Origin of the sequence: Caballeronia udeis, from assembly GCF_044909315.1 — a bacterium.
GTDB classification, from domain to species: domain Bacteria; phylum Pseudomonadota; class Gammaproteobacteria; order Burkholderiales; family Burkholderiaceae; genus Caballeronia; species Caballeronia udeis_A.
On record NZ_JBIYEB010000065.1, the window covers coordinates 1 to 18259 of the forward strand.

Consider the following 18259-nt stretch of genomic DNA (forward strand, 5'->3'; position numbering starts at 1 on the left):
ATCGCTGCCGTCAGCGTGGTCTTGCCATGGTCGACGTGACCAATCGTGCCTACGTTGACGTGCGGCTTGGTCCGTTCGAATTTACCTTTTGCCATGATTACCTTCTTTCAAATATGTTGATCGGTTAAAGACTTTTGGCTTGCCGAATTACTTGGATTTCGCGTTGATGATCGCTTCGGAGACGTTACGCGGAGCTTCAGAATAGTGCTTGAATTCCATCGTGTACGTAGCGCGACCTTGCGTCGCCGAACGCAGCGACGTCGAGTAGCCGAACATTTCCGACAGCGGGACTTCAGCGCGCACGATCTTGCCACCGCCAATCATGTCTTCCATGCCCTGGACGATACCGCGACGGCTCGACAGATCGCCCATCACATTGCCCATGTAATCTTCCGGCGTTTCGACTTCCACAGCCATCATCGGTTCGAGGATGACCGGGTTTGCACGGCGCATTGCTTCCTTGAACGCCATCGAACCTGCCATGCGGAACGCATTTTCGTTCGAGTCAACGTCATGGTACGAACCGAAGGTCAGGTGAACCTTCACGTCGACCACCGGGAAGCCAGCCAGCACGCCTGCCTTCAGCGTTTCCTGAATGCCCTTGTCCACAGCCGGGATGTACTCGCGCGGAATCACACCGCCCTTGATCTCGTCCAGGAACTCGTAGCCCTTGCCCTGCTCATTCGGCTCAAGCGTAATGACAGCGTGGCCGTACTGACCACGACCACCCGACTGCTTGACGAACTTGCCATCAACGTCTTCAGCCTTGCCGCGGATCGTTTCGCGATACGCAACTTGCGGCTTGCCAACCGTTGCTTCAACGCCGAATTCGCGCCGCATGCGGTCGACCAAAATTTCCAGGTGCAGTTCGCCCATACCCGAAATGATGGTCTGGCCCGACTCTTCGTCGGTCTGAACGCGGAATGATGGATCTTCCTGAGCCAGACGATTGAGCGCGAGGCCCATCTTTTCCTGGTCAGGCTTGGTCTTCGGTTCCACCGCCTGCGAAATCACCGGCTCCGGGAAAATCATGCGTTCCAGAACGATCGGATGTGCCGGATCGCACAGCGTGTCGCCCGTGGTTGCGTCTTTCAAACCAACCGCAGCGGCGATGTCGCCCGCGTGCACTTCCTTGATTTCTTCGCGCTGGTTTGCGTGCATCAGCAGAATACGACCCAGACGTTCCTTCTTGTCCTTGGTCGCGTTCAGCAGCGTGTCGCCCGACTTGGTCATGCCCGAGTACACGCGGAAAAAGATCAACTGGCCGACGAACGGGTCGGTCATGATCTTGAACGCGAGAGCCGAGAACTTTTCGTCGTCGGCGGCACGGCGTTCAGCACGCTCGCCGTCTTCGAGTTCGCCCAGAACCGGAGGAATATCCACCGGCGACGGCAGGAAGTCGAGCACAGCGTCCAACATGCGCTGAACGCCCTTGTTCTTGAAAGCCGTGCCGCACAACATCGGCTGGATTTCGCAAGCAATCGTACGATCGCGAAGACCCTTCAAGATTTCTTGTTCGGTCAGCTCGCCCGTTTCAAGATACTTGTTCATCATTTCTTCGTTGGCTTCGGCCGCAGCTTCAACCATCTTTTCACGCCATTCATCGCACGTATCCTTCAACGCAGCCGGAATTTCTTCGTACGAGAACTTGGTACCCTGGGACGCTTCGTCCCAAATGATCGCCTTCATCTTGATCAGGTCGACCACACCCGTGAACGTGTCTTCTGCGCCGATCGGCACCACGATAGGAACGGGGTTTGCCTTCAGACGCAGCTTGAGCTGGTCATAGACCTTGAAGAAGTTCGCGCCGGTACGGTCCATCTTGTTGATGAACGCGAGACGGGGAACCTTGTACTTGTTGGCCTGGCGCCAGACAGTTTCCGACTGGGGCTGAACGCCGCCCACAGCGCAATAAACCATGCACGCACCGTCGAGCACACGCATGGAGCGTTCAACTTCAATGGTGAAGTCGACGTGTCCCGGGGTGTCGATGATGTTGATGCGGTGCTCGGGGCGGTCGCCAGCCATGCCTTTCCAGAAGGCCGTCGTTGCTGCCGACGTGATGGTGATGCCGCGCTCCTGCTCCTGCTCCATCCAGTCCATTGTTGCTGCGCCGTCGTGAACTTCACCGATTTTGTGGTTCACGCCCGTATAAAACAGGATGCGCTCGGTCGTCGTCGTTTTGCCGGCGTCGATGTGAGCGCTGATACCGATATTACGGTAGCGCTCGATAGGTGTCTTGCGAGCCACTTTGAATCCTTAATTGGGTCGACGCGACCGACACATGCCAGTCACGCCCTAACACAAACGGGCGAGGCGCTTTGTAAGCGCACCCGCCCGGAGGTTTTTCCGTTCGTCCCAGGTCGGGAGGCCTAAAAGCAGCCTTAGAAGCGGAAGTGCGAGAACGCCTTATTGGCTTCTGCCATCCGGTGAACTTCGTCGCGCTTCTTCATCGCGCCGCCACGGCCTTCCGCGGCCTCCGAAAGCTCACCTGCGAGACGCAGGGCCATCGACTTCTCGCTGCGCTTCTTCGCAGCTTCGCGCAACCAACGCATCGCCAATGCCATACGACGCGACGGACGCACTTCGACTGGAACTTGATAGTTCGCACCACCAACGCGACGGCTCTTCACTTCGACGACCGGCTTGACGTTGTTGAGCGCACCCGTGAACACTTCCAGCGGGTCCTTGCCACCCTTGGTCTGGATCTGTTCAAAAGCGCCATAAACGATACGCTCGGCAACCGACTTCTTGCCCGACAGCATGATCACGTTCATGAACTTGGCTACATCTACGTTGCCGAATTTCGGATCCGGCAATATGTCCCGTTTGGGGACTTCGCGACGACGCGGCATGTTTCTTCCTTTGATTTTTCAGTTGGAGCCATATCAGCCCCGCGGTCACCAACAAACCCGATCCATCTAAAACGCGCATTTACGTGCGCACTGCCCTGACTAACCAGCTTGGCCGGGTGACCACTTACTCGACAGCGCCGGCACTTCCGGCACCATCGCTTGAACGCCCTGTTAGGGGCAACCTGTACGACTCGTGTAACTTAACCAGCAAGAATTTACTTGCCGGCCTTAGCGCGCTTCGCACCATACTTCGAGCGAGCTTGCTTACGGTCCTTGACGCCCTGGGTATCCAGCGAGCCGCGAACCATGTGGTAACGCACACCCGGCAAGTCTTTCACACGACCACCGCGAATCAGCACGACCGAGTGTTCCTGCAGGTTGTGGCCTTCACCACCGATGTACGAAATAACTTCGAAACCGTTCGTCAGACGAACTTTTGCAACTTTACGAAGTGCCGAGTTCGGCTTCTTCGGCGTCGTCGTGTACACGCGAGTGCACACGCCGCGACGCTGCGGGCAGTCCTGCAAAGCCGGCGACTTGCTCTTCACTGTTTCTGAAGCGCGGCCTTTGCGAACCAATTGATTGATGGTTGGCATTGTCTATTCCTAAATTGATCAAAATCGACGCCCCGTTTCGGGCAAAGCAAAACGGACTGCGCATCGAGCACTCCGGCTCTTGTTCGTGCGTGCGAGGAAACCCCTCAGCAGATCCAAGAACGAGAACCTAGCATCATAATCTGAAAATCCCAATGCGGTCAACAGCTTGGATGTCGTGCGACGTGATCGGGTCATTAAAAGCTAGTTCGCGCCAACGACTTCGAGCAATTCGTCCCCGAAACGCTCGAGTTTGCGGGCGCCGATGCCCGGAATCTGGCTCAGATCCTCGATGGAATCCGGTTCGTTGCGTGCGATCTCAGCGAGCGTCGCATCGTGGAAAATCACGTAGGCTGGCACGCCATCGCTCTTTGCCATGCTCGCACGCCACGCGCGCAACCGCTCCCAGCGCGCCTTGATGCGTGGCGACATACCCGCGGTTGGATCGGCGCGTTCGCCAGTTCGACTAGACGACTGCCGCGTGCGCGTGGGCTTCACATACTTGCGTAACGTGACGTTCTGCTCACCCTTGAGCACGGCTTTGCTTGCCTCGGTGAGAATCAGCGCGCCGAAACCGTCGTGGTCGACGGCCAGATAGCCAAACGCCACCAATTGGCGAAACACCGCGCGCCACTCTTGCTCTGAAAGCGCCGCGCCAAGTCCGAACGTGGATAGCTTTTCGTGACCACGCTGGAGTAGTTTCTCGCTCCGGCTGCCGCGCAGAATGTCGATCAGGTGGCCGGCGCCGAAATGAAATCCGCTCGCCTTATACGCGCGATACACGCAGGACAGCGCCATTTGGGCTTCACGGGTGGCGTCCCATGATTCCGGAGGCTCCAGACAAGTATCGCAATTCCCGCAGGGCTGGCTGGCCTCGCCAAAATAACCGAGCAAACGCACGCGCCGGCACGACGCCGCTTCGCACAGCCCAAGCAACGCGTCGAGCTTGCCGCCCTGCACGCGCTTGTGGGTATCGTCAGCGTCCGATTCATCGATCATCTTGCGCTGCTGCACCACGTCGCCAAGCCCGTACGCCATCCACGCGTTCGCCGGCATGCCGTCGCGTCCCGCGCGCCCGGTTTCCTGGTAGTACCCTTCTACGCTCTTGGGCAGATCCAGGTGCGCCACAAACCGCACATCGGGTTTATCGATTCCCATGCCGAAAGCAATCGTCGCGCACATCACGATGCCCTCTTCGCGCTTGAACATTTCCTGGTGCCGCTGACGCGTTTCATACTCCATGCCCGCGTGATACGGCAGCGCGCGCACGCCCTGGCTTTTTAGCCAGTCGGCGGTTTCTTCCACCTTGCGGCGTGACAAGCAATAGATCACGCCGGCGTCGGTGGTTTTGTCGGGATTTGTATGTTCGGCGCGGATGAAATCGAGCAACTGCGCACGCGCGTTGTCCTTCTCTACAATCCGATATCGAATATTCGGGCGATCAAAGCTGGAGACAAAAATACGCGCGTCGTCCAACGCAAGGCGATGCACGATTTCATCGCGCGTAATGGCGTCGGCGGTAGCCGTCAATGCGATCCGCGGTACCGATGGAAACCGCTCATGCAGCACTGACAACTGGATATATTCCGGCCGGAAATCGTGCCCCCATTGCGACACGCAATGCGCTTCATCGATGGCAAACAGACCAATGCGCACGCTCTCGATCAACTCGAGGAAACGGGGCGTCATCAGGCGCTCCGGCGCGACATACAGCAGGTCGATTTCCCCGTTACGCAACGCGCGCTCCGTTGCAGCGGCTTCCGCGCCGGTGAGCGTCGAATTCAGGCACGCGGCACGCACGCCGACTTCGCTCAACGCCGCCACCTGATCCTGCATCAGCGCGATCAGCGGCGACACGACAATCCCCGCGCCGAACCCGGCCTCGCGGCGCAACAAAGCGGGAATCTGATAACACAGCGACTTGCCGCCGCCCGTTGGCATGAGCACGAGCGAGTCCCCGCCGGCGGCCACATGATCGACGATATCGCCCTGCTGCCCCCGAAAAGCGGGATAGCCAAATACTTGCTTGAGAATTTCGAGCGAACGGGACATGGAGAAGACGGAGTGCGCCAGAGCGTGAGTGCCCCGATTTTACCAACGACCGGGCCGTCAAACCGTCGCATGACTCAACGTTAGCCAATCGATAGAGCAAAAAAAAGCCGCCCGGTATAAACCGGGCGGCTTCTCGTACCAGCAGGTCAGTTACCGAAGCCCGAACCTGTAAAAAGGCCCGGACCCCAGAGCTTACTCCGCCGGATGCTGCTGTTCCGCAGGTGCGGCAGGTGCGGTTTCGGGCGTACCGAAGTCGAACGATTCTTCCGCTGCAATCTGGTCGAAGCGTTGACGATCCGACAGCTCGCGGCTCTTGCGCGCCTTGTGGAACGCGAGACCCGTACCGGCCGGAATCAGACGGCCGACAATCACGTTTTCCTTCAGACCGCGCAAATCGTCGCGCTTGCCCATGATGGCCGCTTCGGTCAACACGCGCGTCGTTTCCTGGAACGAAGCTGCCGAAATGAACGAATCGGTCGAGAGCGATGCCTTCGTAATACCCAGCAGCACGTTCTCGTAGGTCGCGGGGATCTTGTCTTCCGCAGCCATCCGGTCGTTCTCGTCCAGCATGTCCGAACGCTCAACCTGTTCGCCCATGATGAAGCGCGTATCGCCGTTGTCGACGATCTGCACACGGCGCAACATCTGACGCACGATCACTTCAATGTGCTTGTCGTTGATCTTCACGCCCTGCAGACGGTACACGTCCTGCACTTCGTCCACGATGTAGCGAGCCAACGCTTCGATACCCTGCAAACGCAGGATGTCGTGCGGATCCGCCGGGCCATCGACAATCATTTCGCCCTTGTTGACGACCTGACCATCGTGCACCAGCACCTGCTTTTCCTTCGTGATCAGGAACTCATGCTGTTCCCCTTCCACGTCGGTAATAACGAGACGCTGCTTGCCCTTCGTGTCCTTACCAAACGACGTCGTACCCGTGACTTCGGCCAAGATACCGGCGTCCTTCGGCGAGCGCGCTTCGAACAGTTCGGCCACGCGCGGCAGACCACCGGTAATGTCACGCGTCTTCTGCGCTTCAACCGGGATACGTGCCAGCACTTCACCCACCTGCACTTGCTGACCATCCTTCACGGTGATCAGTGCGCCGACCTGGAAGCCGATCTGCACCGAATGCTCGGTGTTCGGGATCTTGACCTCTTCGCCTTGCGCATCGAGCAGCTTCACTTGCGGACGAACGCTCTTCGCCGCTTGCGAACCGCGACGCTTCACGTCGATCACGACGAGCGTTGAAAGCCCCGTCACGTCGTCGATCTGCTTTGCTACCGTCACGCCTTCTTCGACGTTTTCGAACTTCACCGTACCGCCCCACTCGGTGATGATCGGACGCGTCAACGGATCCCATTGAGCCAGTTGTGCACCAGCCTTGATCTGCGCGCCGTCCAGTTGCAGCAACGTAGCGCCATAAGGGATCTTGTGACGTTCGCGCTCACGACCGAGGTCGTCGGCAATGATCGCCTCGCCCGAACGCGAGATGACGATCTGCTCGCCCTTCGCATTCGTGACGTAACGCATGGTTGCCGTGAAACGCACCGTACCGTTCGACTTCGCTTCAACCGACGATGCAATAGCCGCACGCGACGCCGCACCACCGATGTGGAACGTACGCATAGTCAGCTGCGTGCCCGGTTCGCCGATCGACTGAGCAGCGATCACACCCACCGCTTCGCCGACGTTCACGCGCGAGCCACGACCCAGGTCGCGGCCATAGCACGAAGCGCACAGGCCGTAACGCGTTTCGCAGGTCAACGGCGTGCGCACGCGCACTTCGTCAATACCCAGGCGTTCGATTTCGTCCACTGCATCTTCGTCGAGCAACGTGCCCGATTCGTACAGCGTTTCCTGCGTTTCCGGATTGACGACGTCAGCCACGGTCACGCGGCCGAGAATCCGGTCACGCAACGCTTCGACAACTTCACCGCCTTCAACCAGCGCCTTCATGGCGACGCCGTTCGTCGTGCCGCAATCGTCTTCGACCACGACCAGGTCCTGCGTCACGTCAACGAGACGACGCGTCAGGTAACCCGAGTTCGCCGTCTTCAACGCCGTATCGGCCAGGCCTTTACGTGCACCGTGGGTCGAGATGAAGTACTGCAACACGTTCAGGCCTTCACGGAAGTTCGCCGTGATAGGCGTCTCGATAATCGAGCCGTCCGGCTTCGCCATCAGGCCACGCATACCGGCCAGCTGACGAATCTGCACAGCGGATCCACGAGCGCCCGAGTCGGCCATCATGTAGATCGAGTTGAACGATTCCTGCTTCGTCTGATTACCGTCGCGGTCGACCACGGGTTCCGTAGCCAACTGCTCCATCATCGCCTTGCCGACCGCTTCCGACGTTGCCGACCAGATGTCGACCACGTTGTTGTAGCGCTCTTGCGAGGTGACGAGACCCGACATGTACTGACGGTCGTACTCCTTCACCTTCTTGGCTGCATCACCAACGATCTGTTCTTTCTGCGGCGGCACGAGCATGTCGTCGACGCAAATCGAAATACCGGCGCGCGTAGCCAGACGGAAACCCATCTGCATCAGCTGGTCGGCGAAGATCACCGTTTCGCGCAGACCGCACTTGCGGAATGCCGTGTTGATCAGGCGCGAAATTTCCTTCTTCTTCAGCGGCCGGTTCAGCACCGAGAACGGCAGTCCTGGTGGCAGAATTTCCGAGAGAATAGAACGGCCGACCGTGGTTGCGTACAGCGTGATCTTCGGCACGAACTTCGGTGCGCCTTCGCTCTGGTCCGGGTTATGGATCATTTCCGTGATCCGGACATTCACGCGCGACGCCAGCTCGACTTCCTTGTTTTCGTACGCGCGAATCGCTTCCGACACGCCCGTGAACGTCATGCCTTCGCCCTTGCCATTCACCGCTTCACGCGACGCATAGTAAAGACCCAGCACGATATCCTGCGACGGCACGATCGACGGATCGCCGTTGGCCGGGAACAGGACATTGTTCGACGCCAGCATCAGCGTGCGCGCTTCCATCTGTGCTTCGAGCGACAGCGGCACGTGCACAGCCATCTGGTCACCGTCGAAGTCGGCGTTGAACGCCGCGCAAACGAGCGGGTGCAGCTGGATAGCCTTACCTTCGATCAGCACCGGCTCGAAAGCCTGAATGCCAAGACGGTGAAGCGTAGGCGCACGGTTCAGCATGACCGGATGTTCGCGGATCACCTCTTCCAGGATGTCCCACACCACCGGCGTCTGGTTCTCGACTTCCTTCTTCGCAGCCTTGATGGTGGTCGCAACACCCATCACTTCGAGCTTATTGAAGATGAACGGCTTGAACAGTTCGAGCGCCATCAGCTTCGGCAAACCGCACTGATGCAGCTTCAACGTCGGGCCGACCACGATCACCGAACGGCCCGAGTAGTCAACGCGCTTACCGAGCAAGTTCTGACGGAAACGACCGCCCTTACCCTTGATCATGTCAGCGAGCGACTTCAGCGGACGCTTGTTCGCGCCAGTCATTGCCTTACCGCGACGACCGTTGTCGAGCAGCGAATCGACAGCTTCCTGCAGCATCCGCTTTTCGTTGCGGACGATGATTTCAGGCGCCTTCAACTCGAGCAGACGCTTCAACCGGTTGTTACGGTTGATCACGCGGCGATACAGGTCGTTCAGGTCCGACGTCGCGAAACGGCCGCCATCCAGCGGCACCAGCGGACGCAGTTCCGGCGGCAGCACCGGCAGCACTTCGAGCACCATCCAGTCCGGCTTGATGCCCGAACGCTGGAATGCCTCGAGCACTTTCAGGCGCTTCGCGTACTTCTTGATCTTCGCTTCCGAACCCGTGTTCTTGAGTTCGGTGCGCAGCACTTCGACCTGTTCGTCGATGTTGATCGCACGCAGCAGTTCACGCACGCCTTCCGCGCCCATCTCGGCACGGAATTCGTCGCCGTATTCTTCGACCTTATTGTAGTAATCCTCTTCGGTCATGATCTGCCGCGCTTTCAGCGGCGTCATGCCCGGTTCGATCACCACGTACGCTTCGAAATACAGCACGCGTTCGATGTCGCGCAGCGTCATGTCGAGCACCATGCCCAGACGCGACGGCAACGACTTCAAGAACCAGATGTGCGCAACCGGCGAGGCCAGTTCAATGTGGCCCATCCGTTCGCGACGCACCTTGGCGAGCGTGACTTCAACGCCGCACTTTTCGCAGATCACACCGCGGTGCTTCAGGCGCTTGTACTTGCCGCACAGGCACTCGTAGTCCTTGATCGGGCCAAAAATCTTGGCGCAGAACAGGCCATCGCGTTCCGGCTTGAACGTCCGGTAGTTGATGGTTTCAGGCTTCTTCACTTCGCCGAAGGACCACGAACGGATCTTGTCCGGCGAGGCCAGACCGATCTTGATCGCGTCAAAAACTTCAGGTTGTTGGACTTGCTTGAATAGATCGAGCAGAGCTTTCATTGCGTCTCTCCAGTAGTCCGATTAGTTCCGGTCCAGGTCGATGTCGATACCGAGCGACCGGATTTCCTTCACCAACACATTGAACGACTCAGGCATGCCGGCGTCGATCACGTGGTCACCCTTGACCAGGTTTTCATACACCTTGGTACGACCCGCCACGTCATCCGACTTAACAGTCAGCATTTCTTGCAGCACGTACGAAGCGCCATATGCTTCGAGCGCCCACACTTCCATCTCACCGAAACGCTGGCCACCGAACTGCGCCTTACCACCCAGCGGCTGCTGCGTGACGAGCGAGTACGGTCCGGTCGAACGAGCGTGCATCTTGTCGTCAACCAGGTGATGCAGCTTCAGGTAGTGCATGTAGCCCACCGTAACCGTCCGTTCGAACGGTTCACCCGTGCGGCCGTCGCTCAACTGCACCTGGTTCTTCGACTTCGTCATGCCCAACTGCTTCGCGATGTCGTCAGGGAACGCGAGGTCCAGCGCACGTTCCATTTCGCCTTCCGTCGCGCCGTCGAACACCGGCGTTGCAAAAGGAACACCTTCGCGCAGGTTCTTCGCCAGTTCGACGATTTCGTCGTCAGTGAAGTTGTCCAGCTCTTCCTTGCGGCCCGACTCGTTATAGATCTTGGTCAGGAAAGCACGCAGCTCTTCGATCTTGGTCTGACGCTGCAGCATCTCGCCAATACGCCATCCCAGACCCTTCGCGGCCCAGCCCAGATGTACTTCGAGAATCTGACCCACGTTCATCCGCGACGGCACGCCGAGCGGATTCAGCACGACGTCCGCCGGACGGCCATCGGCCATGTACGGCATGTCTTCGATCGGCACGATCTTCGACACCACACCCTTGTTACCGTGACGGCCGGCCATCTTGTCGCCCGGTTGCAGACGACGCTTCACAGCCAGGTACACCTTGACCATCTTCAGCACGCCCGGCGGCAGTTCGTCGCCTTGCGTCAGCTTCTTGCGCTTTTCTTCGAACGCCAGATCGAACTGGTGACGCTTTTGTTCGATGGAATCCTTGATAGCTTCGAGCTGTGCCGCTGCTTCTTCGTCCGCGAGGCGGATGTCGAACCAGTGGTAGTGATCCAGATCTTCCAGATACGGCAGGTCGATCTTCGTGCCCTTCGCCAGCTTCTTCGGACCGCCGTTCGCGACCTTGCCGTTGAGCATACGGGCGAGACGCGAGAACGCGTCGCCTTCCACAATGCGCAACTGGTCGTTCAAGTCCAGGCGATAACGCTTCAGTTCGTCATCAATAATCTGCTGTGCACGCTTGTCACGCGTAATGCCTTCGCGCGTGAACACTTGCACGTCGATCACCGTGCCGCTCATGCCCGACGGCACGCGCAGCGACGTATCCTTCACGTCCGACGCCTTCTCGCCGAAGATCGCGCGCAGCAGCTTTTCTTCCGGCGTCAGTTGGGTTTCGCCCTTCGGCGTGACCTTGCCGACCAGCACGTCGCCCGCTTCCACTTCAGCGCCGATGTACACAATGCCCGACTCATCGAGACGGCCGAGTTGCACTTCAGCCAGGTTCGAGATGTCGCGCGTGATTTCTTCCGGTCCGAGCTTCGTATCGCGTGCAACCACATTCAATTCTTCGATGTGGATCGACGTGTAACGGTCTTCGGCAACGACCTTCTCCGAGATCAGGATCGAATCTTCGAAGTTGTAGCCGTTCCACGGCATAAACGCGACCAGCATGTTCTGACCGAGCGCGAGCTCGCCCAGATCGGTCGATGCGCCGTCGGCCACGACGTCGCCACGGCCAACACGGTCGCCGACCTTGACGATCGGGCGCTGGTTGATGTTCGTGTTCTGGTTCGAACGCGTGTACTTGATCAGGTTGTAGATGTCGACACCGACTTCACCGGCAACCGCTTCATCGTCGTTCACGCGAATCACGATACGGCCGGCATCGACGTAATCCACGATACCGCCGCGGAACGCCTGCACGGTCGTGCCCGAGTCGACTGCCACCGTACGTTCGATACCCGTACCGACCACAGCCTTTTCAGGACGCAGGCAAGGAACGGCCTGACGTTGCATGTTCGAGCCCATCAATGCGCGGTTCGCGTCATCGTGTTCAAGGAACGGAATCAGCGAAGCAGCCACGGACACGATCTGCGACGGCGCCACGTCCATGTACTGGATGCGGTCCGGCGTGACCATCAGCGTTTCGCCCGCTTCACGCGACGAAACCAGTTCGTCGGTCAGCGTGCCACCTTCGCCCAGCGACGCGTTCGCCTGAGCGATCACGTAGCGGCCTTCTTCGATCGCCGACAGGTAGTCGATCTGATCCGTCACCTTGCTGTCGACCACTTTCCGATACGGCGTCTCGAGGAAACCGTATTCGTTCAAGTGCGCGTACAGCGCCAGCGAGTTGATCAGCCCGATGTTCGGACCTTCCGGCGTTTCAATCGGGCACACACGGCCATAGTGGGTCGGGTGCACGTCGCGGACTTCAAAGCCTGCGCGTTCACGCGTCAAACCGCCTGGTCCAAGAGCCGAAACACGGCGCTTGTGGGTGATTTCCGACAACGGGTTCGTCTGGTCCATAAACTGCGACAACTGCGACGAACCGAAGAACTCACGAATGGCCGACGAAATCGGCTTCGAGTTGATCAGGTCATGCGGCATCAGGTTTTCGCTTTCAGCCTGACCCAGACGTTCCTTCACAGCCCGTTCCACGCGCACGAGGCCCGCACGGAACTGATTCTCAGCCAGCTCACCTACGCAACGCACACGGCGATTGCCCAAGTGGTCAATATCGTCCACTTCGCCCTTGCCGTTACGCAGCTCGACCAGGATCTTGATGGTCGCCAGGATGTCGTCGTCTTCCAACGTCATCTTGCCGACGATCTCGTCACGGCCCACACGGCGATTGAACTTCATACGACCCACCTTCGACAGGTCGTACGCGTCTTCGCTGTAGAACAGACGGTTGAACAGCGCTTCAACGGCTTCTTCCGTCGGCGGTTCGCCCGGACGCATCATGCGGTAGATCGCGATACGTGCAGCCATGCGGTCGGCGGTTTCGTCGATACGCAGCGTCGACGAGATGTACGGACCCTGGTCCAGATCGTTCGTGTAGAGCGTCTGGATGTCCTTGACCTTCGACTCGCGCAGCTTCTCGAGCACCATTTCGGTGATCTCGTCGTTGGCGTTCGCGATCACTTCACCCGTTTCGCCATCCACGACGTTCTTCGCCAGCACGCGGCCAAGCAAATAGTCTTCCGGAACCGAGATGAACTTCGTCTTCGCGGCTTCGAGGTCGCGAATGTGCTTCGCGTTGATCCGCTTGTCCTTCTGGACGATGACTGCGCCTTCGCGATCCTGGATGTCGAAGCGCGCGACTTCACCGCGCAGACGCTCCGGCACGAATTCCATTTGCGCGCCTTCGGCCATCAGAGCGAAGTTATCGAAGACGAAGAAGTTTGCGAGGATCTGTTCCGGCGTCAGGCCAATGGCCTTCAGCAGGATGGTCACAGGCATTTTCCGGCGACGGTCGACGCGGAAATACAGCACGTCCTTCGGATCGAATTCGAAGTCGAGCCACGAACCACGGTAAGGGATGATACGAGCCGAGAACAGCAGCTTGCCCGAGCTGTGCGTCTTGCCCTTGTCGTGTTCGAAGAACACGCCAGGCGAACGATGCAACTGGGACACGATCACGCGTTCCGTGCCGTTGATGACAAACGAACCGGTCGGCGTCATGAGCGGCATTTCGCCCATGTAGACTTCCTGTTCCTTCACTTCCTTGACGACCGGCTTGCTCGGCGATTCCTTGTCGAGCAGTACCAGACGTACCTTCGCGCGCAAGGCGGAGCAATACGTCAAACCGCGCTGCTGACATTCCTTGATGTTGAATGCCGGCGGCGAAAGCATGTAGCTGACGAACTCGAGACGCGCAAAACCGTTGTGCGAAACGATCGGAAACACCGATGAGAATGCTGCTTGCAGTCCCTCTGCCTTACGCTGAGTCCCGATGGTCTCGGCTTGCAGAAATGTGCTGAATGATTCAAGCTGGGTTGCCAGCAAGAAGGGAACCTGGTGAACGATGGGGCGTTTCGCGAAACTCTTGCGAATACGCTTCTTCTCGGTGAAGGAATATTGCATACGATCTCCGAATCACGGCGGGCGTTGCCGAGGCGGGATACCTCGATGACACGACCCGGTGTTCACCGACTGAGACTCGCCATACGCCCGGGGAGGACGAACGAGCCTAGAAGCTTGGTGGTTGGCCGCTACCAACCGCTGGCTGACGGCAGCGGATGCCTGTGTTGCCCGCTACCCGACCAAACTTGCCTTCTGCAGTCGCTTCAGAAGACAAAGAAAAGAATCGGTAAAATCACCTGACCGATGTTTTTCTTTGGCTTCTGTGAGGTTTTTGTTGCCGAAACCGGCGACTTAAAACATTGTCCCCACAAAGCAGAAAAAGGCCGGCGGTCAATAGACCGCCAGCCTTAGCAAAGCGCAGTGAAACTTACTTGATTTCAGCCTTCGCGCCTGCTTCTTCCAGCTTCTTCTTCGCTTCTTCAGCAGCAGCCTTCGGTACCGATTCCTTAACAGGCTTCGGTGCACCGTCAACCAGGTCCTTCGCTTCCTTCAGGCCGAGACCCGTCAGTTCGCGAACAGCCTTAATCACCGACACCTTGTTTGCGCCGATTTCGACCAGGTTCACCGTGAACTCGGTCTGCTCTTCAGCAACAGCAGCGCCAGCACCTGCGGGGCCTGCAACTGCGACAGCAGCAGCCGACACGCCAAACTTTTCTTCGAACGCCTTGACCAGCTCGTTCAATTCCAGAACCGACATCGAGCTTACTGCTTCGAGGATGTCATCTTTTGCGATTGCCATTTGAGATACTCCTAAATTGAATTCGGATACAGCCAGCGATCTTGTAAGCCTAACCAGGCAACCAAGCGCGATACGTTAAGCAGCAACTTCCGGTTGCGCTTCAGCCGGAGCTTCAGCACCGCCACCCTTTTTCTCGGCAAGCGCGGCCAAAGCGCGCGCGAAGCCGGCAACAGGGGCTTGCATGACGTACAACAACTTGGAGAGCAGTTCTTCGCGGCTCGGGATGTTGGCGAGTGCTTGCACAGCCGCCTTGTCCATCACGTTGCCTTCGTAGGAACCAGCCTTGATGATCAACTTGTCATTGGTTTTGCCGAAGTCGTTAACAACCTTGGCAGCAGCAATTGCATCTTCCGAGATGCCGTAGATCAGAGGACCGGTCATCTGCTCGGCCAGCGGAGCGAACGGCGTACCTTCCACGGCGCGACGCGCCAACGTGTTTTTCAACACGCGGAGATACACTTGTTGCTCGCGAGCCTTTGCGCGAAGCTTGGTCAGATCGCCAACCGCAATTCCACGATACTCAGCGAGCACCATCGTCTGAGCCTTCGCAACTTGCGCGGCGACTTCAGCGACAACTGCCTGCTTGTCTTCTTTGTTCAGTGGCACGGTTAAACCTCCAGATTCGATGCGCCAACTTAGCGCACCGCGTTCAACAACGGCGTCCGACCTGTCAGGAGTATTTCGACCGGCTGGTGCGCACCTCACGGCACGTGACAACCGACTTCAACCACACCAAAACTGTTCCGGGTTCGCCATCTGCGTTGGCTTGCATTAAGGTCACGCCTAACTGCTGCGCTTCCGCCAACGGTCTTTGACAACCGGTTGCTCGCCAAACTGCAGCTTGCAACCGCCCAAAGCCCTTCACGCTGGCTGACGCGAGATCGCGTCAGCCAGCGCATAAATCCTTACTGCGAGAGCGTGGAGTGATCTACGCGCACGCCGACACCCATCGTGCTCGACAATGCGATCTTGCGCAGATACACGCCCTTGCTGGTCGCCGGCTTGGCCTTTTGAAGGGCTTCCACCAGTGCCGACAAATTCTGACGCAACGACGCCGGCTCAAACGAAGCACGGCCGATGGTTGCGTGGATGATCCCGCCCTTGTCGACGCGGAACTGCACCTGACCAGCCTTTGCGTTGCGAACAGCTTGAGCAACGTCAGCGGTAACCGTACCGACCTTCGGGTTCGGCATCAGGCCGCGCGGGCCGAGAATCTGACCGAGCGTACCAACAACGCGCATTGTGTCCGGCGAAGCGATCACAACGTCGAAGTTCAGGTTACCGGCCTTGACTTGCTCAGCCAGGTCTTCCATACCGACGATTTCTGCGCCGGCTGCACGAGCCTGCTCAGCCTTTTCGCCTTGCGCAAACACAGCAACGCGAACCGACTTGCCGGTGCCTGCGGGCAACACGACCGAGCCGCGAACGACTTGGTCCGACTTCTTCGCGTCGATGCCGAGCTGCACAGCTACGTCAATAGATTCATCGAACTTCGCGCTTGCGCATTCTTTCACGAGCGAAAGAGCGTCGTCGACGGGATACAGCTTCATACGATCGACCTTGGAGGCGAACGCTTGAAGACGCTTAGAAAGCTTAGCCATTTACACGCCCTCCACGGTGATGCCCATCGAACGGGCGCTGCCGGCGATCGTACGGACCGCTGCGTCCAGATCCGCTGCGGTCAGGTCAGGCATCTTGGTCTTTGCGATTTCTTCAGCTTGAGCGCGCGTAATGTTACCGACCTTGTCAGCATTCGGCTTCGGCGAACCCTTCTGGATACCCGCTGCCTTCTTGATCAGAACGGTAGCCGGCGGCGTCTTCATGATGAACGTGAAGCTCTTGTCCGCGAACGCCGTAATAACCACCGGCACCGGCAGACCCGGCTCCATCGCTTGAGTCTGCGCGTTAAACGCCTTGCAGAACTCCATGATGTTCAGGCCGCGCTGGCCCAGTGCCGGACCAACCGGCGGTGACGGATTGGCTTTACCTGCAGGAATCTGCAGTTTGATAAAGCCGATGATTTTCTTTGCCATGTTGAAAACCTCTGCAGAACGCGTTAGCGTTCGGTGAGTGATAACGCGCGCTCGCCAAAATCGGCTACTGACGCTCCTCAACAGCCATAACGCGGACTGTAAGCGCGAACCGCGCTACGAAGTAAACACTTCGAGCGCGGCAAAAAACGAATGCTTTTAAACCTTCTCGACCTGACCAAATTCCAGTTCAACGGGGGTCGAACGTCCAAAAATGGTGACAGATACCCGAACGCGCGATTTCTCGTAGTTGACTTCTTCGACATTGCCGTTGAAGTCCGTGAATGGGCCGTCCTTGACTCGAACCATCTCGCCCACTTCGAAGAGCGTTTTCGGACGCGGTTTTTCCACGCCTTCCTGCATCTGCGACATGATCTTTTCCACTTCACGCGGAGAGATCGGGCTCGGACGGTTACGGGCCCCACCAACAAAACCTGTCACCTTGGCGGTATTTTTTACCAGGTGCCACGTTTCGTCCGTCATTTCCATTTCGACGAGCACATAGCCCGGAAAGAAACGACGCTCGGTCACCGACTTGTGACCACCCTTCACTTCCACGACTTCTTCGGTCGGGACGAGGATTTGACCAAACTGATCTTGCATGCCGGCGCGGTCGATGCGCTCCTGAAGCGCACGTTGCACGCTCTTCTCCATACCGGAGTAGGCGTGCACGACATACCAACGTTTTCCGCTCGGTGATGCTGGTGCTTCGCTCATATCATCTCCAACCCAGAATTACCGAGAATATCACCCACTCAATCGACTTATCGCTAAGCCACAAGAAGATTGCCATGATCAGCACAAATGCGAAGACCACCAGCGTGGTTTGCGTGGCTTCCTTACGTGTTGGCCACACCACCTTACGGACTTCTTTGTACGAATCTTTGGCAAAGGCGATAAAACCCTTTCCCGGTGCGGAGAGAAGACCGACCGCAACACCCGCGATCAAACCGACAGCCAGCGCGGCGCCGCGAACGTACCACTCCTGGCCACTCAGCCAGAAGAAACCTACGAACCCGGCCAAGACCAACAATACGCCCGCGGTCAACATCAACTTGTCGCCGGAAGTATTTACAGTTTCGACGGAAGGATTCGCCATAACACCTTAAGCAGCGCCCGGAGACGCAAGATTGTGGCAGGGGCAGAGGGAATCGAACCCCCAACCTTCGGTTTTGGAGACCGACGCTCTGCCAGTTGAGCTATACCCCTAAACCATTTTGGGGTCGGCGATTTCGCCAACCCCGAAAACTACAGACTATCGAGCAATTTCTGGCTTTGCTCGATTTACTCGAGAACCTTAGCGACGACACCCGCGCCGACGGTACGGCCGCCTTCACGGATAGCGAAGCGCAGACCTTCTTCCATCGCGATCGGCGCGATCAGCTTCACCGTGATCGACACGTTGTCACCCGGCATGACCAT

14 protein-coding genes and 1 tRNA gene are annotated in these 18259 nt (G+C 58.1%); all 15 read right to left on the bottom strand.

Annotated elements, in window-relative coordinates; all coding sequences use genetic code 11:
- On the bottom strand, window positions 1-95 hold a 95-nt coding region (locus ABH944_RS43900; protein WP_005434227.1), incomplete at its 3' end, for a GTP-binding protein.
- Window positions 96-147: 52 nt separating this feature from the next.
- Window positions 148-2250: an elongation factor G gene (gene fusA / locus ABH944_RS43905; protein WP_404615600.1), complete on the bottom strand. Its 2103-nt coding sequence runs from the start codon at window positions 2248-2250 to the stop codon at window positions 148-150.
- A gap of 134 nt (window positions 2251-2384) precedes the next feature.
- A complete protein-coding gene (gene rpsG, locus ABH944_RS43910; protein WP_031361587.1) occupies window positions 2385-2855 on the bottom strand; it encodes a 30S ribosomal protein S7 in 471 nt (156 codons plus the stop codon).
- A gap of 215 nt (window positions 2856-3070) precedes the next feature.
- The gene (rpsL, locus tag ABH944_RS43915) at window positions 3071-3451 is read right to left on the bottom strand and encodes a 30S ribosomal protein S12 (RefSeq protein ID WP_035935550.1); all 381 of its coding nucleotides are present in this window, start codon (window positions 3449-3451) and stop codon (window positions 3071-3073) included.
- A gap of 201 nt (window positions 3452-3652) precedes the next feature.
- Complete coding sequence (gene recQ, locus ABH944_RS43920; RefSeq protein WP_062093156.1) at window positions 3653-5500, bottom strand: DNA helicase RecQ; 1848 nt, start codon at window positions 5498-5500, stop codon at window positions 3653-3655.
- Window positions 5501-5692: 192 nt separating this feature from the next.
- Complete coding sequence (rpoC, locus tag ABH944_RS43925) at window positions 5693-9940, bottom strand: DNA-directed RNA polymerase subunit beta' (RefSeq protein ID WP_062092987.1); 4248 nt, start codon at window positions 9938-9940, stop codon at window positions 5693-5695.
- A 21-nt stretch (window positions 9941-9961) separates the two neighbouring features.
- Window positions 9962-14068: a DNA-directed RNA polymerase subunit beta gene (rpoB, locus tag ABH944_RS43930; RefSeq protein WP_404615596.1), complete on the bottom strand. Its 4107-nt coding sequence runs from the start codon at window positions 14066-14068 to the stop codon at window positions 9962-9964.
- 367 nt (window positions 14069-14435) lie between these two features.
- Window positions 14436-14807 (bottom strand): 50S ribosomal protein L7/L12, encoded by a 372-nt coding sequence (gene rplL, locus ABH944_RS43935; protein WP_404615594.1) that lies wholly within the window; start codon window positions 14805-14807, stop codon window positions 14436-14438.
- Between the two features lie 75 nt (window positions 14808-14882).
- Complete coding sequence (rplJ, locus tag ABH944_RS43940; protein WP_404615592.1) at window positions 14883-15413, bottom strand: 50S ribosomal protein L10; 531 nt, start codon at window positions 15411-15413, stop codon at window positions 14883-14885.
- A 299-nt stretch (window positions 15414-15712) separates the two neighbouring features.
- A complete protein-coding gene (rplA, locus tag ABH944_RS43945; protein WP_062092984.1) occupies window positions 15713-16408 on the bottom strand; it encodes a 50S ribosomal protein L1 in 696 nt (231 codons plus the stop codon).
- Window positions 16409-16840, bottom strand: a complete 432-nt coding sequence (gene rplK, locus ABH944_RS43950) for a 50S ribosomal protein L11 (protein WP_404615589.1) — start codon at window positions 16838-16840, stop codon at window positions 16409-16411. It abuts the gene before it with no gap.
- A gap of 156 nt (window positions 16841-16996) precedes the next feature.
- Window positions 16997-17554, bottom strand: a complete 558-nt coding sequence (gene nusG, locus ABH944_RS43955) for a transcription termination/antitermination protein NusG (RefSeq protein WP_031361596.1) — start codon at window positions 17552-17554, stop codon at window positions 16997-16999.
- Between the two features lies 1 nt (window position 17555).
- Window positions 17556-17936, bottom strand: coding sequence for a preprotein translocase subunit SecE (secE, locus tag ABH944_RS43960; RefSeq protein WP_047845327.1), 381 nt, complete (start codon window positions 17934-17936; stop codon window positions 17556-17558).
- 34 nt (window positions 17937-17970) lie between these two features.
- Window positions 17971-18046 (bottom strand) — tRNA-Trp (locus ABH944_RS43965).
- Window positions 18047-18121: 75 nt separating this feature from the next.
- Window positions 18122-18259 (bottom strand): EF-Tu C-terminal domain-related protein (locus tag ABH944_RS43970; protein WP_472975146.1); only part of this gene is annotated, 138 nt, incomplete at its 5' end.